The organism is Methylibium sp. T29 (assembly GCF_000576205.1).
GTDB lineage: Bacteria > Pseudomonadota > Gammaproteobacteria > Burkholderiales > Burkholderiaceae_C > Methylibium > Methylibium petroleiphilum.
In genome coordinates this window covers 1-18,982 of record NZ_AZND01000058.1, presented here as the reverse complement: position 1 = coordinate 18,982, position 18,982 = coordinate 1, and the positions used below count along the sequence as shown (strand labels likewise).

The 18,982-nt window shown below is 69.0% G+C and carries 18 protein-coding genes and 3 pseudogenes; 13 read left to right on the top strand and 8 right to left on the bottom strand.

Translation table 11 applies throughout. The features are described 5' to 3' along the window. Together x551_RS09610 and x551_RS09605 are read left to right on the top strand one after the other, a co-directional pair. Positions 1-1,516: pseudogene (locus tag x551_RS09610) on the top strand (efflux RND transporter permease subunit); the annotation flags it as partial. 35 nt (positions 1,517-1,551) lie between these two features. Continuing rightward, complete coding sequence (locus x551_RS09605) at positions 1,552-1,938, top strand: hypothetical protein (RefSeq protein WP_036232706.1); 387 nt, start codon at positions 1,552-1,554, stop codon at positions 1,936-1,938. A 22-nt stretch (positions 1,939-1,960) separates the two neighbouring features. Here the strand turns inward: x551_RS09605 and x551_RS09600 are convergent, their stop codons facing one another. Both x551_RS09600 and x551_RS09595 read right to left on the bottom strand, forming a co-directional pair. Continuing rightward, on the bottom strand, positions 1,961-3,208 hold the full coding sequence (locus x551_RS09600; RefSeq protein ID WP_036232709.1) for an acyl-CoA dehydrogenase family protein: 1,248 nt from the start codon (positions 3,206-3,208) through the stop codon (positions 1,961-1,963). A gap of 80 nt (positions 3,209-3,288) precedes the next feature. Then, a complete protein-coding gene (locus x551_RS09595) occupies positions 3,289-4,173 on the bottom strand; it encodes a bile acid:sodium symporter (protein ID WP_036232711.1) in 885 nt (294 codons plus the stop codon). A 129-nt stretch (positions 4,174-4,302) separates the two neighbouring features. Here x551_RS09595 and x551_RS09590 point away from each other — a divergent pair, with 129 nt between their 5' ends. The 4 genes from x551_RS09590 to x551_RS09575 all read left to right on the top strand — a co-directional run bounded on the left by x551_RS09590 (position 4,303) and on the right by x551_RS09575 (position 9,229). After that, positions 4,303-5,049 carry a helix-turn-helix domain-containing protein gene (locus tag x551_RS09590; RefSeq protein ID WP_216701314.1) on the top strand — a complete coding sequence of 249 codons (747 nt, stop codon included), beginning with the start codon at positions 4,303-4,305 and terminating at the stop codon, positions 5,047-5,049. A 268-nt stretch (positions 5,050-5,317) separates the two neighbouring features. Then, positions 5,318-6,475: a porin gene (locus tag x551_RS09585; protein WP_036248307.1), complete on the top strand. Its 1,158-nt coding sequence runs from the start codon at positions 5,318-5,320 to the stop codon at positions 6,473-6,475. A gap of 10 nt (positions 6,476-6,485) precedes the next feature. Next, the gene (locus tag x551_RS09580) at positions 6,486-8,219 is read left to right on the top strand and encodes an arylsulfatase (protein ID WP_036248304.1); all 1,734 of its coding nucleotides are present in this window, start codon (positions 6,486-6,488) and stop codon (positions 8,217-8,219) included. Next, on the top strand, positions 8,216-9,229 hold the full coding sequence (locus x551_RS09575) for a formylglycine-generating enzyme family protein (protein WP_036248301.1): 1,014 nt from the start codon (positions 8,216-8,218) through the stop codon (positions 9,227-9,229). The genes x551_RS09580 and x551_RS09575 overlap by 4 nt, the downstream gene beginning before the upstream one ends. A gap of 47 nt (positions 9,230-9,276) precedes the next feature. Here x551_RS09575 and x551_RS24265 read toward each other — a convergent pair. Next, positions 9,277-9,725, bottom strand: a pseudogene (locus x551_RS24265) (helix-turn-helix domain-containing protein). Between the two features lie 80 nt (positions 9,726-9,805). Here x551_RS24265 and x551_RS09565 point away from each other — a divergent pair. Both x551_RS09565 and x551_RS09560 read left to right on the top strand, forming a co-directional pair. Then, entirely contained in the window at positions 9,806-10,300 is a 495-nt protein-coding gene (locus x551_RS09565; RefSeq protein WP_036232723.1) for a DUF2938 domain-containing protein, read from the top strand. Between the two features lie 25 nt (positions 10,301-10,325). Further along, a complete protein-coding gene (locus x551_RS09560; RefSeq protein WP_036232725.1) occupies positions 10,326-10,913 on the top strand; it encodes a flavodoxin family protein in 588 nt (195 codons plus the stop codon). Positions 10,914-11,004: 91 nt separating this feature from the next. Here x551_RS09560 and x551_RS09555 read toward each other — a convergent pair whose 3' ends face one another. After that, positions 11,005-11,556: a PAS domain S-box protein gene (locus tag x551_RS09555; protein WP_253950334.1), complete on the bottom strand. Its 552-nt coding sequence runs from the start codon at positions 11,554-11,556 to the stop codon at positions 11,005-11,007. 105 nt (positions 11,557-11,661) lie between these two features. Here x551_RS09555 and x551_RS09550 point away from each other — a divergent pair, with 105 nt between their 5' ends. Beyond that, complete coding sequence (locus tag x551_RS09550; protein ID WP_036232730.1) at positions 11,662-13,173, top strand: AMP-binding protein; 1,512 nt, start codon at positions 11,662-11,664, stop codon at positions 13,171-13,173. 21 nt (positions 13,174-13,194) lie between these two features. Here x551_RS09550 and x551_RS27125 read toward each other — a convergent pair whose 3' ends face one another. Both x551_RS27125 and x551_RS27120 read right to left on the bottom strand, forming a co-directional pair. Continuing rightward, positions 13,195-13,608 (bottom strand): hypothetical protein, encoded by a 414-nt coding sequence (locus tag x551_RS27125; protein WP_036232732.1) that lies wholly within the window; start codon positions 13,606-13,608, stop codon positions 13,195-13,197. A gap of 63 nt (positions 13,609-13,671) precedes the next feature. Next, positions 13,672-13,716 (bottom strand): annotated as a pseudogene (locus tag x551_RS27120) (hypothetical protein); the annotation flags it as partial. Positions 13,717-13,943: 227 nt separating this feature from the next. On the opposite strand from x551_RS27120, the gene x551_RS09540 reads away from it, so the two are divergent. Continuing rightward, a complete protein-coding gene (locus x551_RS09540) occupies positions 13,944-14,597 on the top strand; it encodes a hydrolase (RefSeq protein ID WP_011830274.1) in 654 nt (217 codons plus the stop codon). A gap of 99 nt (positions 14,598-14,696) precedes the next feature. On the opposite strand, the gene x551_RS09535 is transcribed toward x551_RS09540, so the two are convergent. Next, positions 14,697-14,999, bottom strand: a complete 303-nt coding sequence (locus x551_RS09535; protein ID WP_051495737.1) for a hypothetical protein — start codon at positions 14,997-14,999, stop codon at positions 14,697-14,699. Between the two features lie 107 nt (positions 15,000-15,106). Continuing rightward, positions 15,107-16,399, bottom strand: a complete 1,293-nt coding sequence (locus tag x551_RS09530; protein WP_152543468.1) for a hypothetical protein — start codon at positions 16,397-16,399, stop codon at positions 15,107-15,109. Here x551_RS09530 and x551_RS26440 point away from each other — a divergent pair. The 3 genes from x551_RS26440 (at position 16,371) to x551_RS23405 (ending at position 18,191) form a co-directional block, all read left to right on the top strand. Further along, a complete protein-coding gene (locus tag x551_RS26440) occupies positions 16,371-17,213 on the top strand; it encodes a hypothetical protein (protein ID WP_197028781.1) in 843 nt (280 codons plus the stop codon). The genes x551_RS09530 and x551_RS26440 overlap by 29 nt on opposite strands. A gap of 160 nt (positions 17,214-17,373) precedes the next feature. Beyond that, positions 17,374-17,910, top strand: a complete 537-nt coding sequence (locus x551_RS09520) for a DUF6502 family protein (protein WP_152543467.1) — start codon at positions 17,374-17,376, stop codon at positions 17,908-17,910. Continuing rightward, positions 17,889-18,191, top strand: a complete 303-nt coding sequence (locus x551_RS23405; protein WP_051495739.1) for a hypothetical protein — start codon at positions 17,889-17,891, stop codon at positions 18,189-18,191. The genes x551_RS09520 and x551_RS23405 overlap by 22 nt, the downstream gene beginning before the upstream one ends. The last annotated feature ends 791 nt before the right edge of the window (positions 18,192-18,982 follow it).

Here is an 18,982-nt window from a genome sequence, read left to right as displayed (position 1 = left end):
CCGCGCTGGCCGCCGCCGCCGCGGCGGTGCTGGTGGCCGCCGTGGCGGTGCCCTTCTTCCCCACCACCTTCCTGCCGCCGTTCAACGAGGGCACGCTGCTGATCGGGCTGCGCCTGAACCCGGGCGTGACCCTGACCGAGACCTCGGCGATCGCGCGCCAGGCCGAGGTGCTGGTGAAGCAGGTGCCGGAGGTGACGCACGTCGGGCGCCGCAGCGGCCGGGCCGAGCTGGACGAGCATGCCGAGGGCGTGCACGTCAGCGAGCTCGACGTGGGCCTGCGCCCCACCGCCGAACTCACGCGCAGCATGGACGAGATCAAGGCCGACATCCGCGCGCGCCTGGTCAACCTGCCGGCCGCGCTGGAGATCGGCCAGCCGATCTCACACCGCATCGACCACATGCTGTCCGGCGTGCGCTCGCAGATCGCGATCAAGATCTTCGGCGAGGACCTCGACGCGCTGCGCGGCCAGGCCGACGCGCTGCGCGCGCGGCTGGCCACGATCCCCGGCGTCGCGACCTGCAGATCGAGAAGCAGGTGCTGGCGCCGCAGATCAAGGTGCGCATCGACCCCGCCGCCGCCGCGCAGTACGGCGTGCCTGCGCCGCAGGTGCTGGCGGCGCTGCAGGCGCTGGTGGAGGGCGAGAAGATCACCCAGATCGTCGAGGGCAGCCGGCGCTTCGCGCTGGTGGTGAAGCTGCCGGAATCGGCACGCTCGCTGGAGGGGCTGGGCCGGATCCTGATCGAGACGCCCAGCGGCCGTGTCCCGCTGTCCCGGCTCGCGAGCATCGAGGAAGGCGACGGCCCGAACCAGATCAGCCGCGACGACGGCAAGCGGCGCATCGTGCTGTCGGCCAATGCCTCGGGGCGGGCGCTGTCGGAGATCGTCGCCGACATCCGCCGCATCGTGGCCGAGACCCCACTGCCGGAGGGCTACTTCATCACCCTGGGCGGCCAGTTCCAGGCGCAGGAGGAGGCCTCGCGCCTCGTCGGGCTGCTGTCGATCGTGTCGCTCACGCTGATGTTCGTGGTGCTCTACAGCCGCTACCGCTCGGCGGCGCTGTCGGCGCTGATCATGGTGAACATCCCGCTGGCCCTGGTGGGTGCGGTGCTCGGGCTGTGGCTGTCGGGCCAGCCGCTGTCGGTGGCCGCGCTGGTGGGCTTCATCACGCTGGCCGGCATCTCGGTGCGCAACGGCATCCTGAAGGTCAGCCACTACATCAACCTGATGCGCTTCGAGGGCGAGAACTTCGACCAGCGGATGATCGTCCGCGGCTCGCTCGAGCGCCTGAGCCCGGTGCTGATGACGGCGCTGGTCACCGCCTTCGCGCTGGCGCCGCTGCTGTTCGAGGCCGAACAGCCCGGCACCGAGGTGCTGCACCCGGTGGCCGTGGTGATCTTCTCCGGCCTGATCAGCTCGACCCTGCTCGACACCTTCCTGACGCCCGCGATGTTCTGGCTGTTCGGCCGCCGATCGGCCGAAGCGCTGATGGACGACAAGGACGCCGAGGCGCTCTGAATCCCCTGCTCTCCCCTCACACGAAAGGACGCTCCATGAAGCCGCAACACCTGCTCGCCGCCGCGACCCTGATCCTGGCCACCACGGCCTTCGCCGCCGGCGACCCGCACGACCACGCCCACGCGCACACGCCGCTGCACGGCGGCGTGGTGGTCGAGGTCAAGGACATCGACTACGAGCTGGTCGCCCAGCCCAGCGTGATCCAGCTGTACCTGCGCGACCACGGCAAGCCGGCCGACGTGTCGAACGCGGGCGCCCGGCTCACGCTGCTGACCGGCACCGAGAAGCAGGAGGTGGTGTTGAAGCCGGCCGGCGACAAGCTCGAGGCCACCGGCAGCTTCAAGGTCGCCCCCGGCAGCAAGGCGGTGGCCGTGGTGACCGTCGCGGGCAAGCCCTCGACGGTGCGCTTCGTCTTGAAGTGAGCCCGCGCCCGGAACGCCAGCGCTAGCCCCGGCCCTCGGCCGACGCCATGGCGTCGTAGCCGGGGCTGCGGAGCAGCGCGTGCAGTTGGCGCCGGCGCACGCCCAGGTTGCCGCCGTCGTAGAGCGGGAAGCAGAGCGCGTCCTGCATCAGGCCGGCGAGCGGGAACATGTCGGTGTAGCTGTCCACCCCGACCACGCGCATTGCGTCGTAGACCCCCTGCACGCAGAGTTCGGAGGCGTAGACCTTGGCCGTGGTCGGCAGCTCGCGGCTACGCCCTTCGGTAAGGTCGAACTGATGGCAGGCCTTCCACGTCAGGTAGCGGGCCGCCTCGATGCGCATCTTGATGTCCGCCAGCAGGTAGCCCACGCTCTGGTGCTCGATCACCGGCACGGCCCCGGAGCGCTTGTCGGTCTTAGCGAACTGCAGCGCCGTGTCGAAGGCCGTCCGCATCACGCCGACACAGGCGGCGCCGATCAGCGCGGCGGTCCACGCGAAGGCGGTCTCCACGATCTCGATGCCGTCACCGGGCGCGCCAAGGAGGTTGCCCACGGGAACGCGCACATCGTCGAAGTGGATGCGCGGCGAGATCGTCGCGCGGTGACCGACGGTGTCGAGGATGCCCGCGACCTGGATGCCGGGCAGACCGCCCGGCACCACGATGACGGCCAGCGATTCCCGCGGCCCCAGCGCGGGGTCGGTGCGGCAGACCACGGTGAACAGGTGCGGCCCCCGGCCGTCCCATCCGGTGCCGTTGGTGGTGTAGTGCTTGCGCCCGCTGATCACCCATTCGTCGCCCTCGCGCCGCGCGAAGGTCTGGACGCCGGCGCTCGGGTCCGGGCAGTCGTAGTTGGCGCCGCCGGTGACCTCGGTGAACGCGATGCCGGCCAGGCGGGCGCCGTCCTCGACGAAATCGGGCAGGAAGCGCCGCTTCTGCTCGGCGTTGCCGAAGCGCAGCAGCGGCTGCAGGCCCAGGCCGGTGGACAGCAGCGCCGAGGGCACGTTCACGTCGACGGCGGCCAGTTCCTCGGCCGCCAGCGCGAAGTCGAGCGTCGACAGTGCGGTGCCGCCGAACTCCTTCGGGATCAGGGCCTTGACGAAGCCCGCCGCGACCATGGCGTCGTAGTAGGGCCGCGTCGCGTAGAAGCGCTCCTCGGGCCGCGCCAGCGGCCGGATCGTCGCGGCCACCTCGCTCAGGACGCGCGCGGCAAAGCCGCGCGCATCGGCCTGCAGGGCGCGCTGGAACTCGCTGAGCGTGAAGTCGATCGCCATGGCCGCTCCGGATCGTGATGGGGGAGCGCTGATCTTGCCCGTACCGGCCTCGGGCGTAAACCGGCGGCCGTTACGGCCGGTCAGCCCGGCCCGCGGGCCGCACGCTCGACGCCGACACTCCGCGACGCCGACCCGAGCCGACGCGCAAACGCCCATGACAGCGCCAGCACCGCGATGACGGGCACGTAGACCACGGCCAGGCCGGCCAGTTCCGGGCGATTCAGGAGTTGATCGGCCATCAGGACCACGATGGGCACGTTGTGGATGCTGGCCTCGATGGAGATCGTGAACCGCAACGGCGGGTCGAGTCCGGCGACGGCTGCAGCGGCGTGGCTGGAACCCAGCATCAGTGCGCACAGCAGCAAGGCGGCCGGCAGGTTGTCGAGCCAGCGCGCCGCCAGATGGTCGAAGATCGAAACGAAGACCACCGCCAGGATGACGACGACCAGTGCTGCCGCGCCGTCGTGTGCGAGCCGCATCAGGTCCGAACCGGCCTTCAGGTGGGCTCTCAGCAGCATGCCCAGCGTCACGGGCAGCACCACCAGCAGCACGATCTTCTGCACGGTCCTCCAGGGGTGCAGCTGAAGAGCGTCCGATCCATCGCTGAACATCGCGAACCCCAGCCCTGCGATGAGCGGCGTCAGGGCCATGCAGAGCAGGCCGTTGAGCGTGGTCAGGGCCACCGAGACATCGACCCGGGCCCGTGCGAACTGCACGATCCCGTTGGCGACGGCCCCGCCCGGCGCCGCGACAAGTAGCACGACTCCCAGTGCGATGTCGGGCCGATCGCGATACAACCAGGCCACGGCGAATCCGCACGCGGGGGCCACGAGCAATTGACACCCGAGGCCGATCCACAGCGGCTTCGACTGGCGTGTCAGGGCCCTGAAGTGCTCGATCGAAAGACCCAGCCCCACGCACACCATCATCATGAACACGCTGACGGACAGCACGAATGACAGCACGGATCGGGTGTCCAGAGCGTCCAAGCCTTGTCTCTTGTCGGGCTGCGGTCCGGCGAGGTTCCCGTAGCGGGTCGGCTCTGTCAACCCGCACCTGTCCTTGTTCCACCAGGCGAAACCTTGACTGCCTCCGTGAAGACCGTTCGTGCACTGGAGCGTGGGCTGCAGGTGTTCAGGGCCCTCGACAACGACGACGGGCGCTCGCTGCAGCAACTGCACACCCAGACCGGCATGGCGAAGCCCACGTTGCTCCGGCTGCTGCTGACCCTGGAACAGCAGGGGTTCGTGTGGCGTGCCATGGGCGACGGCCTCTATCGCCGAAAGGTCGTCCTGACCGAGACAACGCAAGGTTCGACGCGCCAGCGTGAGCTCGGAGAGATTGCCGGCCCCTATCTCGAGCGCCTGCAGCGCCAGGTGATCTGGCCGTCGGATCTGCTGGTGGTCCGCAACAACCGCCTCATCGCCGCCGAGACGTCGCGCAAGCGCAGCGGCCTGGCGCTGGACTTCTACCCGATCGGCTTCCGGGTCGACTTCTTCCTCAGTGCGCCGGGACGCGCCTACCTCGCCTGGTGCTCCGACAAGGAGCGCGAGCGCGTCCTGGCCTTCCATCACCGGCACCCGCCGACGATCCCGCGCAGTCTGGCGGTCATGAACGCTGAACTGCCGGCGATCCTCGAGCGCACGCGCCACCAGGGCTATGGCGCGCGCGACCCGCAGTTCGGCGGTTCGCAGAAGCCGATGTCCGAGTTCGACGACGGCTCGATGCCATCGCCGTGCCGGTGCTCCAGGGCCAGCGCGTTCTCGCGTGCATCAACCTGGTGTGGATGCGCAAGTACCGCTTGCGCAGCAAGATCGTGCGAGACCACCTCGCGGATCTGAAGGCAACCGCCGCCGAGATCGGTGCGGCTGCGGCCCGGGCCGGCCGATAGCTTCGGCCGCCCCGCGGCAGTCCCGTCGCGCCCCGCGTGCGGCCCGCGGAGGGCGCGCTCGGACCATTTCACCTGGTGTAACGCCACCCCAAAACTAGATGCGATAGCCCCTGCTTGCGTGCAGCATCCGCCCCCACAAGAAACCCACCGCATCTGGACGGTGAGGCGATGCACACAAGGAGACAAGCATCTTGAAATCGTTCCGACTTCCGCATGCCATGGCGGCCGCCGCCCTGTGCGCGGCCTCCACATCCGCCCTGGCACAAGGCTCCGACCTGACGCTCTACGGCTACCTCAACACCGCCGTCGAGTCGTATCACAAGGGTGCGGCGGCGAGCAGCAGCGCCGTCGGCCTGCCGAGCGCGACCACCTCGCGCCTCACGAACTACGGCTCCTTCTTCGGCACCCGCGGCAGCGAGGACCTGGGCGGCGGCATGAAGGCGCTGTTCCAGGTCGAGTCCTACGTCTTCCTCGACGGCGTGACGCCTCCCGGCTTCAACGCCTTTGCCTCGCGCAACACGCGGGTCGGACTGGAGACGCCGTATGGCACCGTCTTCGGCGGGGTCTGGGACACCCCCGTGCGGATGCTGCTGGCGCGCGATCTCTTCCCCGGCTCCACGCCCGACGGCGGTCAGATCCTCGGGAACGGCGTCGCCAACACGGTCAGCAACGTGCAGGCACCCGGCTCGTTCGCCCGTCGGCAGGTGAACACGCTCGCGTACTGGTCCCCGTCGATGAACGGGCTGCGGCTGATGGCGCACTACAGCTTCGGCGAAGACGCCACGCCGACAGCACGCCCACGGTTGCTGTCCACGTCGGCGGTGTACGACGGGGGCCCGCTGTCCTTGGGTGCCGCGTTCGAAACCCATGGTCGCTACGGCGGCGCCGGTACGCAGGACCGCGCCTGGGTCCTCTACGGTGCCTACACCTTCGGCGACCTGAAGCTCGGCGCCTATGTCGTGGACATGCACTACGAACGGCTGATCGGCAGCGACACGCTCGACCTCGACGTCCGCAACTGGCAGCTGCAGGCGACCTACCGGCTCGGCAAGGGATTGCTGAAGGCGGCGTACACCCGCGCCGACAACGGCTCCGGCAGCCTGTCGGCCCTGGGCACCGACACCAATGGCCAAGTCACCGTCGATGCGTCCCGGATGGCCGGCCAGGCCACCGCCGGCCCCGACACCGGCGCCTCGCAGATCGCGCTGGGCTACGAGTACGGCCTCTCCAAGCGCACGGCCTGGCACACCAACCTGCTGTTCCATCGCAACGAGCGCAACGGCGCCTACACCCCCTTCGCAGGGGTGCCGTCGCCCACCGGCGCGCTGGGCGTCCGCACCCGGCTGCTGTCGGTCGGCCTGCGCCATGTGTTCTGAGGAGACCACGATGAGACTCACCGCATCACCGAAACCCACCCTCGCCGCGTTGACGCTGGGCGCCGCCGCACTCCTGTGCGTCGCGACGGCCGTGCGTGCCGAGGGCACTGCCCCGCCAACCCGCCCCAACATCCTGTTGATCGTCGCCGACGACCTGGGCTACTCCGACCTCGGCGCCTACGGCGGCGAGATCGACACGCCGCACCTGGACGCGATCGCCCGTGACGGCGTGCGCCTGACGAGCTTCTACTCGGCGCCGTTCTGCTCGCCCACGCGCGCCATGCTGATGTCGGGCACCGACAACCACCTGGCCGGCTTCGGCGGCATGGCCGAACTGCTCACCCCCGACCAGAAGGGCAGGCCGGGCTACGAGGGCTTCCTCAACGACCGGGTCGTGCCCTTCCCCCAGTTGCTGCGCGACAGCGGATACCACACCTACATGGCCGGCAAGTGGCACCTCGGGGTCACGCCCGAAGTGAGCCCGGCCCGGCGCGGTTTCGAGCAGTCGTACGCGATGGTGCAAGGCGGCGCGGGGCATTTCGACCAGACCGGCATCATCACCGGCGACCCGGCCAAGCCACCGCGCGCGATCTACAACGAGAACGGCCAGCTCGTCGACGTTCCCACGCGAGGCTTCTACTCGAGCGAGTTCTTCGCGCGCCGCATGATTTCCTACATCGACCGCGGTCGCGGCGACGGCAAGCCCTTCTTCGGCTACCTCGCCTTCACCGCGCCGCACTGGCCCCTGCAGGCCTACGACGAGACGATCCGCAAGTACGAGGGCCGCTACGACGTCGGCTACGACGCGATCCGCGACCAGCGCACCACGCGCCAGAAGGCGCTGGGCATCATCCCGAAGGACGCAAAGGTCTACACCGGCCACCCGCTGTGGCCGAAGTGGAGCACGCTGACCGCTGCGCAGAAGCAGACCGAGTCCAAGCGCATGGCGGTCTATGCCGCGATGGTCGACGACATGGACTACTACATCGGCGAAGTCGTGAACTACCTGAAGAAGACCGGCCAGTACGACAACACGCTGATCCTCTTCATGTCCGACAACGGCGCGGACGGCAACACCGCCCTCGACGAAGGCCGCACGCGCGAGTGGGTGAAGACGCGCATGGACAACAGCCTTGCCAACAGCGGGCGCAAGGGTTCCTACATCGATTACGGCCCCAACTGGGCCCAGGTGGGCTCCAACCCCTTCCACCTGTACAAGGGCTTCCTGTACGAGGGCGGGATCTCCGTGCCGTTCATCGCCAGCTGGCCGGCACTGGGCCGCAAGGGGCAGATCAGCGACAGCTTCGCCCACACGATGGACATCGCACCCACGCTGCTGGAACTCGCCGGCGCCCGCCATCCGGGCACCGAGTACCAGGGACGTGCGGTGCTCCCGCTGCGCGGTCGCTCGATGCTCGCGATGCTGACCGGGCAGCGCGACAGCGTGCACCCGGCCGATCATGTGCACGGCTGGGAACTCGGGGGCCGCAAGGCGCTGCGCAAGGGTGACTGGAAGATCGTCTACAGCAACCGGCAGTGGGGCACCGGCGATTGGGAGCTCTACGACCTGTCCAAGGATCGCAGCGAGCTCAACAACCTGGCGGCGTCCCAGCCGGCCAAGTTGAGCGAACTGGTGGCCGAGTACGAGCGCTACGTGCGCGAAGTGGGCGTGGTCGACATCCCCGGCCTGGCGGAGCGCAAGGGCTACAGCAACGGCACACGCTACTTCGAGGACATGCAGTGAAGAGGGACCTGCGGCCACGCGCACTGCCGCGGGTGGCAGCGGCGGCGCTGGCCGCGGGCCTGCTGTGCCACCAGTTGACCCCGATGGCCGTCGAGGCGTCGGCCGACCACGGACTCTGCGAGGCCTACGCCGGGCTGCCCGCCGCCGACGGCGCCCACGACGGCATGGTGCGGGTCGCGGGCGGCCGCTTCGAGATCGGCGCCGACGACGCCTACCCCGAGGAACGGCCGGCGCTGCCCGCGGAAGTGCGCGGCTTCTGGATCGACCGGCACCCGGTCACGAACGCGCAGTTCGCCCGCTTCGTCGCGGCGACGGGCTACGTCACGACCGCCGAGCGCCCCGCTGCCGCGGGCGGCGTGCCGGGGTCTGCGGTGTTCGTGCCACCGACGAACGGCCGGCCCGGTGGCTGGCGCTACGTGCCCGGTGCCGACTGGCGCCATCCCGGCGGCCCCGGCAGCGATCTGGAAGGACGGGGCAACCACCCGGTGGTGCAGGTGTCGTACGACGATGCGCTCGCCTACGCGCGCTGGGCGGGACGCGACCTGCCGACCGAGGCGGAATGGGAGTACGCCGCTCGAGGCGGGCTGAAGGGGCAGCGCTACGCCTGGGGCAGCGAAGTGAGGCCCGAAGGCGTGCACCGGGCGAACACCTGGCAGGGCGAGTTTCCGCTGAACGACACGCAGGAGGACGGCTACGCCGGCACCTCACCGGTGGGTTGCTTCCGGCCCAACGGCTTCGGCCTGTACGACATGGCCGGCAACGTGTGGCAATGGACCGCCAGCTGGTACCGGCCGGGGCACCAGGCCGGCGCGAACGGGCGGCTCGCGGAGACGCCCGCCGCCGGCAGCGGTGACCCGCGCCAACCGGGCACACCGGTGCGCGTGATCAAGGGCGGCTCGCACCTGTGCTCGCCGGACTACTGCCTCCGCTACCGACCGTCGGCGCGGCAGCCACAGGCCACCTCGACCGCCACGTCGCACGTCGGATTCCGCACGGTGCGCCGGTCCTGAGCGATCGACTGGAGGGAGGCCGCGAAGGCCCGGCCGGGCACGAGCGATCACGGCGCGCTGGCCACCCCCTTGCCGGCCGGCCGCAGCCCGCGGTCGCGCCGCTGACGATCGAGGGCGCCGGAGGCCGCGGCTTCAGCAGCTTGCGGAAGGTCGGACATTGCGCATGGCTGGGCGCGCGGCAGGCCGCGGCATGCCGCAGTCCCCGGCTCATGGCGCGCAGCTGCCGCACCGTCGCATCGATCTCGTCGGCCTTCGCAGCGAGCAACTGCCGGTCGATGTTCGGAGCGCCCTGCGGCGACAGCATCGAACGCACCTCGTCGAGCGACAGGCCGGCCGCCTGGCCCAGCGCGATGAGCGCCAGCTGGTCCAGCACCGAGTCCGCGAAGCGGCGTCGGGCGCCCTGCGGACCGAGCGACGCGATGAGCCCTCGCTGCTCGTAGTAGCGCAGCGTCGACGCCGGCACGCCCGCGCGCCGGGCCACTTCGGAAATATCCACCGCTGACCCCTTGACTTGAAGTTGACTTGAACTTCTATAGTGAACTCGAAGCGCAACCGAGTCAATCAAGGAGGTCCCTCATGACATCGATGCAAGAGATTCAACGCCTGGTCCTGATCGGGGCGGGCGCCACCGCCGTCCTCGACGCGTGGCTCCTCGTCCTCCGCCGTGCGGGGGTGCCCGGCCTGGACTTCGCCCACCTCGGGCGCTGGGTCGGGCACCTGCTCCACGGCCGGTTCATGCATGCCGCCATCGCACGCACCGCGCCCATACCGCGCGAACGGATGTGGGGTTGGCTGACCCACTACGCGATCGGCATCGCCTTCGCGGCCGCCCTGGTGGCCATCGAGGGCTGGGCCTGGGTCCGGGAGCCGACGCTGATGCCGGCCGTCGCCTTCGGTCTGCTCACGACACTGGCGCCGCTGGCCATCCTGCAACCGGCGATGGGCGCCGGGTTCGCGGCGTCCAGGACGCCGACACCGACGAAGAACCGGCTGCGGAGCCTGGCCAACCACACGGTCTTCGGCCTCGGCCTCTACCTGTCCGCGGCCATCGCCGCGATGCCGTGGCGCTGATCCCGACATCCCCTGGAGCCATGACATGCAAAGACTCGCCATCGTCTATCACAGCGCGCACGGGCACACCGAACACATCGCGACCCACGTGGCCGAAGGCGCCCGCAGCGTCGGCACGGTCGAGGCACAGCTGCTCGAGGCCACCGAACTGGCGCAGCGACCCGATGAGCTGGCGGCGTACGACGGCGTCGTGCTGGGCTCTCCGACCTACCTCGGCGGCGTGTCCGGCCCGTTCAAGGGCTTCATGGACGCCACCGGCCGGCTGTGGCGCACGCAGCGGCTCAAGGGCAAGCTGGCCGCCGGATTCACCGTGTCCTCGCTGCCTTCGGGTGACAAGCAGTCGACGCTGACCTCGATGTTCGTGTTCGCCATGCAGCACGGCATGCTGTGGGTCGGCAACCCCTTCCTGCCCGGGCAGCACGAAGGCGTGCCGCACGACCAGGCCGTCAACCGGCTCGGCTCCTGGTCGGGCCTGATGGCGCAGGCCGGACACGCGGCAGCGGCCGATGCCTTCGTGCCGGGCGACATCACGACCGCGCGGCTGTTCGGCCGGCACGTGGCACAGACCCTGGAGCGGCTCGGCCCTCCCCGCGCGGCAGGAGCGGCGGCCTGATCCCCCGGCGCATGGGCCGCTGCGGCGGCCGATCACTGCAGGCCGACCAGCCGCGCGATCATCTCGCCCGCGCTGCGGGCCTGCAGCTTCTTCATGAGGCGTGCGCGGTGGCCGTCGATCGTGCGCGGCTCACGCCGAGCGCACGCGCGATGGCCTTGGTGCCCTGCCCCGCCGCGAGCTGGCGTGCGATCTCGCGCTCGCGCGCCGTCAGATCGACCGTCACCGGGCGACGCGCGGAGATGTCCTCGAAGGCCCACACCGCACGGGCGAAGGGCTGGTCGAGCCGCATCGAACGACCGGCCACGTGGCACCAGAACAGCCGGCCGCTGCGGTGGCGCATGATGCGCTCGTCGCTGTAGTGGCCGGTCTGCTGCATGATGGCCAGCCCCTGTGCGCCGATGTGCTCGAACTCGCTGCGCGACGGGTACAGGCCCTCGAGCGAGCGCCCGGCCAGGTCGGCCGGGGTGTAGCCGAACATCGCGGCGAAGGGAGCGTTGCAACGCCGGATCGTCCGCTCGCGCGAGACACACAGGCCGACCGGCGCCAGCTCGAAGACCCGTTCCAGGTCGTCGTCCTCCGCCGGTCCTTGAGGCGCCGACGCTGGCGGAGGATCGTCTGTGCGGGACTTGCGGGAAAGCACCATGAGGTAGTCCTACGTCTGGCGGCGGGCCCGCGAGTTTCCTACATTGGCGGTCGCGGCAACCGGGGGAGTTCACCCTGCGGCGGCCCGATTCCCGGAGTGCCTGCAATGAACCTGGCCCGATGGCTCGTGCGCGCCGCCCTCGTCCACCCCGACCGCCCCGCCGTGCTGCTGGGCGATGCGGTGGTGCGGGACTACCGGGCCCTGGCCGACCGCGCCGCGCGGCGGGCCGGCCATCTGCGCGGCACCCTGGGGCTGCAGCCGGGCGAGCGGGTGGCGCTCTGCATGCACAACCACGTGGACTACCTCGAGCTGCTCTATGCCGCGTGGTGGGCCGGCCTGGTGGTGGTGCCCGTCAACGCCAAGCTGCACCCCGGCGAGGTCGCGTTCATCGTCGGCGACGCCGAGGCGGCGGCCCTGTTCGTCTCCGAGGATCTGGCGCCCGACCTGCGCGCCCACGTCGCGGCGCTGCCGGCGCTGCGCCAGGTGCTCACGCCGGCCGACGCCGCCTACCGCGCGGCGCCGGAGGCGGACGCCATCGAGCCGGTGCACCGGGCTCCCGACGATCTGGCGTGGCTGTTCTACACCTCGGGCACCACCGGCCGCCCCAAGGGCGTGATGCAGTCGCACCGCAACCTGGCCGCGATGACGGCCTGCTATTTCATGGACGTGGACGAGGTGACAGCGGAAGACGCCATCGTCTACGCCGCGCCGATGTCGCACGGCGCCGGGATGTACAACTTCGCCTTCGTCGCGAAGGCGGCACGCCACGTGGTGCCGGTCTCGGGCGGCTTCGATCCGGCCGAGTTGCTGGCGCTGTCCCGACGCATCGGGCGGCTGTGCCTGTTCGCCGCGCCCACCATGGTGAAACGCCTGGTCTCGCACCTGCGGGACACGGGCGCGCCGGCCCACGGTTTCAAGACCATCATCTACGGCGGCGGCCCGATGTACGTGGAAGACATACAGGACGCGCTCGGCGTCATGGGCCCGTGCTTCGTGCAGATCTACGGGCAGGGCGAGTCGCCGATGACGATCACGGCGCTCGCCCGTCATCACCTGGCCGATCGCGCGCACCCGAAGTGGCTCGATCGCATCGGGTCGGTCGGCATGCCCCATTCGCTGGTCGAGGTGCGCGTGGTCGACTCACGGGGAGACCCCGTGGCGGCGGGCGAGATGGGCGAGGTCGTCGTGCGCGGCGAGACGGTCATGACGGGCTACTGGCGCAACCCCGAGGCGACGGCCCGGACGCTGCGCGACGGTTGGCTCCGCACCGGCGACCTGGGCGCGCTGGACGCCGACGGCTTCCTCACGCTCAAGGACCGCTCGAAGGACGTGGTCATCAGCGGCGGCTCCAACATCTACCCGCGCGAGGTGGAGGAGGTGCTGCTGCGCCACCCCGGCGTGCGCGAGGTGGCCGTGATCGGCCAGCCCGACCCCGAGTGGGGCGAGATCGTCGTCGCCTTCGTGGTGGGCGACGGGGTCGAGCCGGCAGCGCTCGACGCGCTGTGCCTGCAGCACATCGCCCGCTTCAAGCGCCCCCGGCGCTACCGCTTCGTCGAGGCCCTGCCCAAGAACAGCTATGGCAAGGTGCTGAAGACCGCGCTGCGGCAGCTCGCCTGAGGCCGGGCGGCGCAAGGTCCGTCAACGCTCCAGCGTCCACACCAGCTTCAGCAGCGCGCGGGTCTGCCCGGGCAAGGTATCGCGCTGCTCGCCGGTGTAGCCCAGGCGATCGACGGAGAAGATGAGCTCGCGGCCGGGTTGCCATTGCCAGCGAACGCGGCCGCTGGCGCCCAGCTCGTGCGACACGTTGTCCCACTGCAGCAGCAGGCTGCCTGCCAGCTGCGTGCTCGGCGTGTGGTCGATCCGCAGGGTGGCCATGCGCACCGTGAACCGTCCTTCGTCGAAGCGGATCGCATTGCGCAGGCCGCCCACCGCCGCACTCCAGCGCGAACTCGGATGCCATCCCAGCGTCAGGCCCTGGCCGTTGCGGCGACCGGTGGCTTCCCTGGCCGCATCTACTTCTGCGCAGACCCGGGCCGCGTAGTCGCGAAACATGGCCCCGGCTTCCGTCACGGCCGCCCCGCGGGTGGACCGAGTCAGCAGTTGCACCCCGAGTTCTGCTTCGAGCCGGGCAAGGCGGCGACTGACGATCGATTTGGCCACACCGAGCCGCCCGGCTGCCGGCGACACCCCCCGGCGTCAGCCACCGCCACGAACGTCTGAAGCTCCTCGATATCCATCGTCGCGTTCCTCTTCAAGCAACACAGCGTCGCCCATCATGGCACTACCGGGCCACCGATGGGAACAACACAATGCGCTCCAGCAACGTCGCACCGGCGACTGCTTTCCCGGAATCAACCCCGCTCACGCGGCAACCTAGGACCCCTTCCATGACTTTCCGCAATGGCCTGGCTTCGCTCCTGCGCCCCGAGGATTCGGTGCTCGTCCTGATCGACCACCAGCCCTACCAACTCGCGAACGTGAACAGCCATGAACCGCAGATGGTGATCAACAACACGGCGGGCCTGGCGAAGGCTGCCAAGGCCTTTGGCGTGCCAACCATCCTGACGACCGTGATCGCGGCCCGTGGAGGCCTGCTGTTCCCGCAGATCACCGAGGTCTTCCCCGGCCAGGAGGTGATCGACCGCACGTTCATCAACACCTGGGAAGACAGGACGGTGGTGGATGCCGTGAAGGCGACGGGCCGCAAGCAGCTGGTCATTGCCGGCCTGTGGACCGAGGTGTGCGTCGCGATGCCCACGATCCAGGCCCTCGGCGAAGGCTGGGATGTCACGGTGGTCACCGATGCGTCAGGCGGCGTGTCGGTCGAGGCCCATCAAGTCGCCATCCAGCGCATGATCGCGGCCGGCGCGAACATGATGACCTGGCTGGCAGTGGCGGCGGAATGGCAGCGCGACTGGGCCCGACTCGAGCAGGCGGCCGCATTGACTGAGGTGATCACGCAGCACGCCGGCGGCAGCGGCATCGCATTCCTTTGGGAGCAGCAGCTGCTCAACACGCCGGTGCCGGCGGAGGCACGGTGACCTGAACGGGACGGCGGATGTCCGGGGCACGGCACTGACGCCGCTCTTCGGACGTCCCGTCCCCTCACGCTCATTTTTGTCGCACAGAAGGCGAGCCGATTAGCGCAGCAGCGGATTACGTGCGACCTCACCCTTCTTGGTACAGATCGCTTCCGACACCGATCGCCCCAACACATTGAACGACCCACCGACAAAGCAGTTGTACTCCTGCCCAGCCTTCGTGCGGACGCTGTAGCGCGTCGTGGTTCCCTCGTCGGTTCGGTTGCTGATGGTGAAGTCCCCCTTGTTCTGCCCGATGGCAAAAGCTGTGCGATCAACGATCGCCTCGTCGGTCACGGCGAGCGACGCGCAGCCCGTCGCCAGAGTGGCGATGAGGAGAGCGATCGGGGAGAGTTGCTTCATGCTGATTCCTTTCAGTGTGGAGAATTCAGAGACTTGGACTGCTCAGCCCACCGCTTCTGCGGCAGGCTGAGCACGGAAGGTTCAAGGGACGGGCGTGCCCACTTTGCTCATCGCAACAGGCTGACCCACAGACTCTTGCGCGCACTGCTGCCAGCCACGTCGCCCCTTACCCAGGCAGCGACGCCCTGACCTGCACGGTTGAATCCCGCGTAAGCGTCCGCTCCGAGGCCGTCCTGCGGCTCGATGGGCACCGCGTCGCTCCAGGCCCCGCCCCAGTTCAAGCGCCGCGAGTAAACGTCGCTGCCCGTGGTCGGGTTCGGCCAGCGGTCGGGCGCGACGTAGACGATCACGGCATTGCCATCGGCATCCTGGCCCAGATGGCTGTCAGCGCCGTAGCTGTTCACCACCGCGGGCGCCGAGAACCCGGAACCTGGCGTGTATTGCATCGACTTCACCGCGAAGATGCCGCTGCGCCACGTGACGACCGCGCGACCGCTTGGCGTCATCACGAGCCCGATCTGGGCGGTGAAGTTCGAATTGACGGCATTGGTGTCTACCTGGACGGCCGTGCCCCAGCCACCCGTGGCGCTGAAGACGTTGTAGTAAAGCGAATCGCCCTGGTGCCAAACCGCGATCGCATTCCCTGCGGCGTCCATCGCCACGCGCGGCGGAGACTCCGGGCTGACGTTGTCGAAGCTGGTGTCGATCGTCTGGGGAGGCTGCCAGCCGCCCAGAGCGGCGTAGCGCGCAGCCTTGATGCTGTAGTTCGCGTCGCCCGGATTGCGCTCACGCCAGATGGCCAGCGCGGTACCGTCGGCGCTGAGCGCCACGTCGGCGTCCTTGGCGTCCAGGCTGCCGCTGGCGTCCACGCGGGCCCACGTGAGCCAGCTGTTGGCATTGGCGGGTAGCGAGATGTTGTAGACATCCTGGCCCGAGATCACGACGCCGATCGCACCGGTTGCATCCATGACAGCAGCGCTGAGCAGACCGCCGCTGCGGGCGGGCGGCACGAACGGGCTGCTCCAGCCAGAAGCGGTGGTGAAGCGACGCGTCTCCAGGTTCGGGCGCAGCCAGGTGGCCGTACCGGCGCCATCCATCAGCAAGCGTCCTTCGAGCAGCGCCACGCTGCTGCTGCTGGTCGACACGCCGGGGACCACCACCGCTGCGTTCCAGCCCTGTCCCGCGACGTAGCGGCGGGAGTAGACCCTGCGGGTGTTGCCATCGGGCGTACCGTCCGACTGCTCCCACATCACGACCGCATCACCCGCGGGCGAGACCGCGGTCAGCACGCGGCTGCCTACGTTGAAATCGTTATTGGATTCGAGAAGTTGCGGCGTCTGCCAGGTCGGCGCCGCCGTTGCCGCCGAGAACGTGGCAACGACGCTGCGGTTGGCGCTCATCGCCAACGTGCAACTGGCCACTGCTCCGCTGCAGGCACCCGACCAGCCATTGAACCGCTGTCCTGCCGCCGGCGACGCCGTGAGAACGACACTCGCGCCGCTACCGAAGCTTGCGCTGCAAGCGCTGCCACACTCGATGCCAACCGGCTGGGAGCGCACCACGCCACTGCCGACCAGCGTCACGCTCAATGTGCGTTGCACGGCTGGCGCAGCACTGAAGGTGGCGGCCACGCTACGTGCCTGGCTCATCACCACAGTGCAGCTCGGGCCCGCCCCCGTGCAAGCACCACCCCAGCCGGTGAACACCTGGCCGGCAGCCGGCGTGGCGCTCAACACGACACTGGTGTTGACAGCGTATGCCGCGCTGCACGCGCTTCCGCAGTCGATGCCCGCCGGCTGTGAGCGTACGGTACCGCCCCCGCCGACCGACACGTTGAGCGAAAACGTCGACGCTGGCGGCGGGTTGAAGCTTGCCGTCACCGTGCGAGACGCCTGCATCGAGACCGTGCAAGTACTCGCAGTGCCGGCGCAATCGCCGCCCCAGCCACTGAAGACCCGACCGGCCGCGGGCGTGGCGGTGAGCGTCACGGACGTAGCGCTATCGAAGCCGGCACTGCAACTGGCACCGCAATTGATGCCGGCAGGGGAAGACACCACGCTGCCGTTGCCGCTGACGGCCACCGAGAGCGTGTTGTCAGACGACGGTGGAAAGAATGAGACACCGCCGCCACACGCGGACAGGCCCAGACAAGCCAAGGCCAGCAGGCTGGCGAAGTGGAGGAGTCGAGAACGGATGAATGTCATGGTGGGGTGAAGGCTGTGATCTCGATGCAAGGCGGCCGACGGCCGAACGAACCAACGACCTGGGATCTGTTGTTTGGGTATATTTCCCAATTTCTTGGTTTTGGGAAGTTTGGCCAAATTGCTGTTCAGCGTCAAGCGGCTTGATCGATACTTACGTCATGAAATCGACGGTGGAACTGGTGCTCAAGGCCTTTGTGACCGCGAGTCGCCCGCTGGTCAGGCTGCTGATCCGCCGGGGTGCTACCTTCCCTGCCGTCGCCGAGCAACTGCGTCAGCTCTTCGTGGAGGAGGCGGTCGCGGAGATCCAGGCCCGGGGCATGAAGCCCACCAGCAGCGCCGTGTCGTTGCTGAGCGGCGTGCACCGCAAGGACCTGCGCGCACGCGAGCTCAAGGGGCCGCCGCAGACCACCGAGTCGGCCACGGTCACGCCGGCACCGCTGGGCTTGATTGGTCAGGTCGTCGGCAGGTGGATGAGCGACCCGCTTTACCTCGATGGCTCGACGCCGCGGATCCTGCAGCGAGGCATCGAACCTGGCGCCTTCGACCAACTCGTGCAAAGCGTCAGCACGGACGTCGGACCTCGCGCGGTGCTTGAGGAGATGCTTCGATTGAATGTCGTGCGGGTCGATGACGATCGCATCGAGCTGGACACACGTGGATGGTGCCGCGCGGGGATTTCGCAGCCATGTCCGAAGCGCTGGGGGTGAACTTGCGCGACCACGCAGCCACCGCCTGCGCGAACTTGGTCGATGGCCGCAACTTTCTCGAGCAGGCCCTCTACGTCGACGAGATCTCCCCCGACTCGGCCCACCTGCTGCACCAGGCCGCGACCCGGGCTTGGCGCCCAGCATTCGCCCGAGTGATGCGCCTCGCCGAGAAGCGATTTGCGCGTGATGCCGTCAAAGAAAGCGAGGCGCGTCGACAGGCGCGCGTGCGCTTTGGCGTGTATTTCTTTGTCGAAGATTCCAGTGAGGAGAAGTCGGAATGATGTTGTCGAGAACGGTCAGACTGGCGCGCACCCGTGTTGTGGCCGCGTGCTGCGTGCTGATCGCGTTGAGCGGCTGCGGACCGGGCGTCGTCGGCACTGGGTCAGGCACCGATGACGATGGCAGCGAGGACATCCAGTACCTCCCGCTTGGCCTGTGCACGGCACCATTCGAAGAGATCGGTCTGGCCTGCTCCCCGGACATCTCGGACCCCGATCGCGGAACGGCCCCGGTGCGCTGGGCCGATGCCAACAAGTCCAACGAGGGCGCGGCGGCGCTCGCTTCGCTGGAAGCCCAAGGCATGCAGCTCGTTATTCCCTGTGGGCAGGTTACCTACGAGGTCGATGGGGGAAGCTACCGGACGGCTCGATCGCCTTCGTCGGCCGCTATGTCAGCCCGAACGCACCTGACGGGCAGCCCGCCATTGCACGCGTCGGGGCCGCGCCCAACGAACCGGATGCCGTGGGCTGGCTTCAGATCGAAGACGCGTCGGGGTCCGAACTGTTCGGGCCGTGGCTGGTCCGCAAGGTTGATGGCCAGGTGAGTTTCACCGCGTGCGCGCCGTAGGTGATGGTCGGAAAAATTATCCTTACCACTTTGGAAGGCCACTGAGAAAGGCCTCGGAGAAGGCGCTTCGATGGTCCGGTCAGTGCCCTACTGAGAATGGCCATCGGGCCCGCAGCCCGCGCCACGCGGGGCTCACGCGAAAAAAAGCCCGCGTCGTGCGCGGGCTTGGACTACTTGGCGGCGCTGTGAGTCGCCCGCGAACCTGTCTCAGCCGTTAAAACGGCGA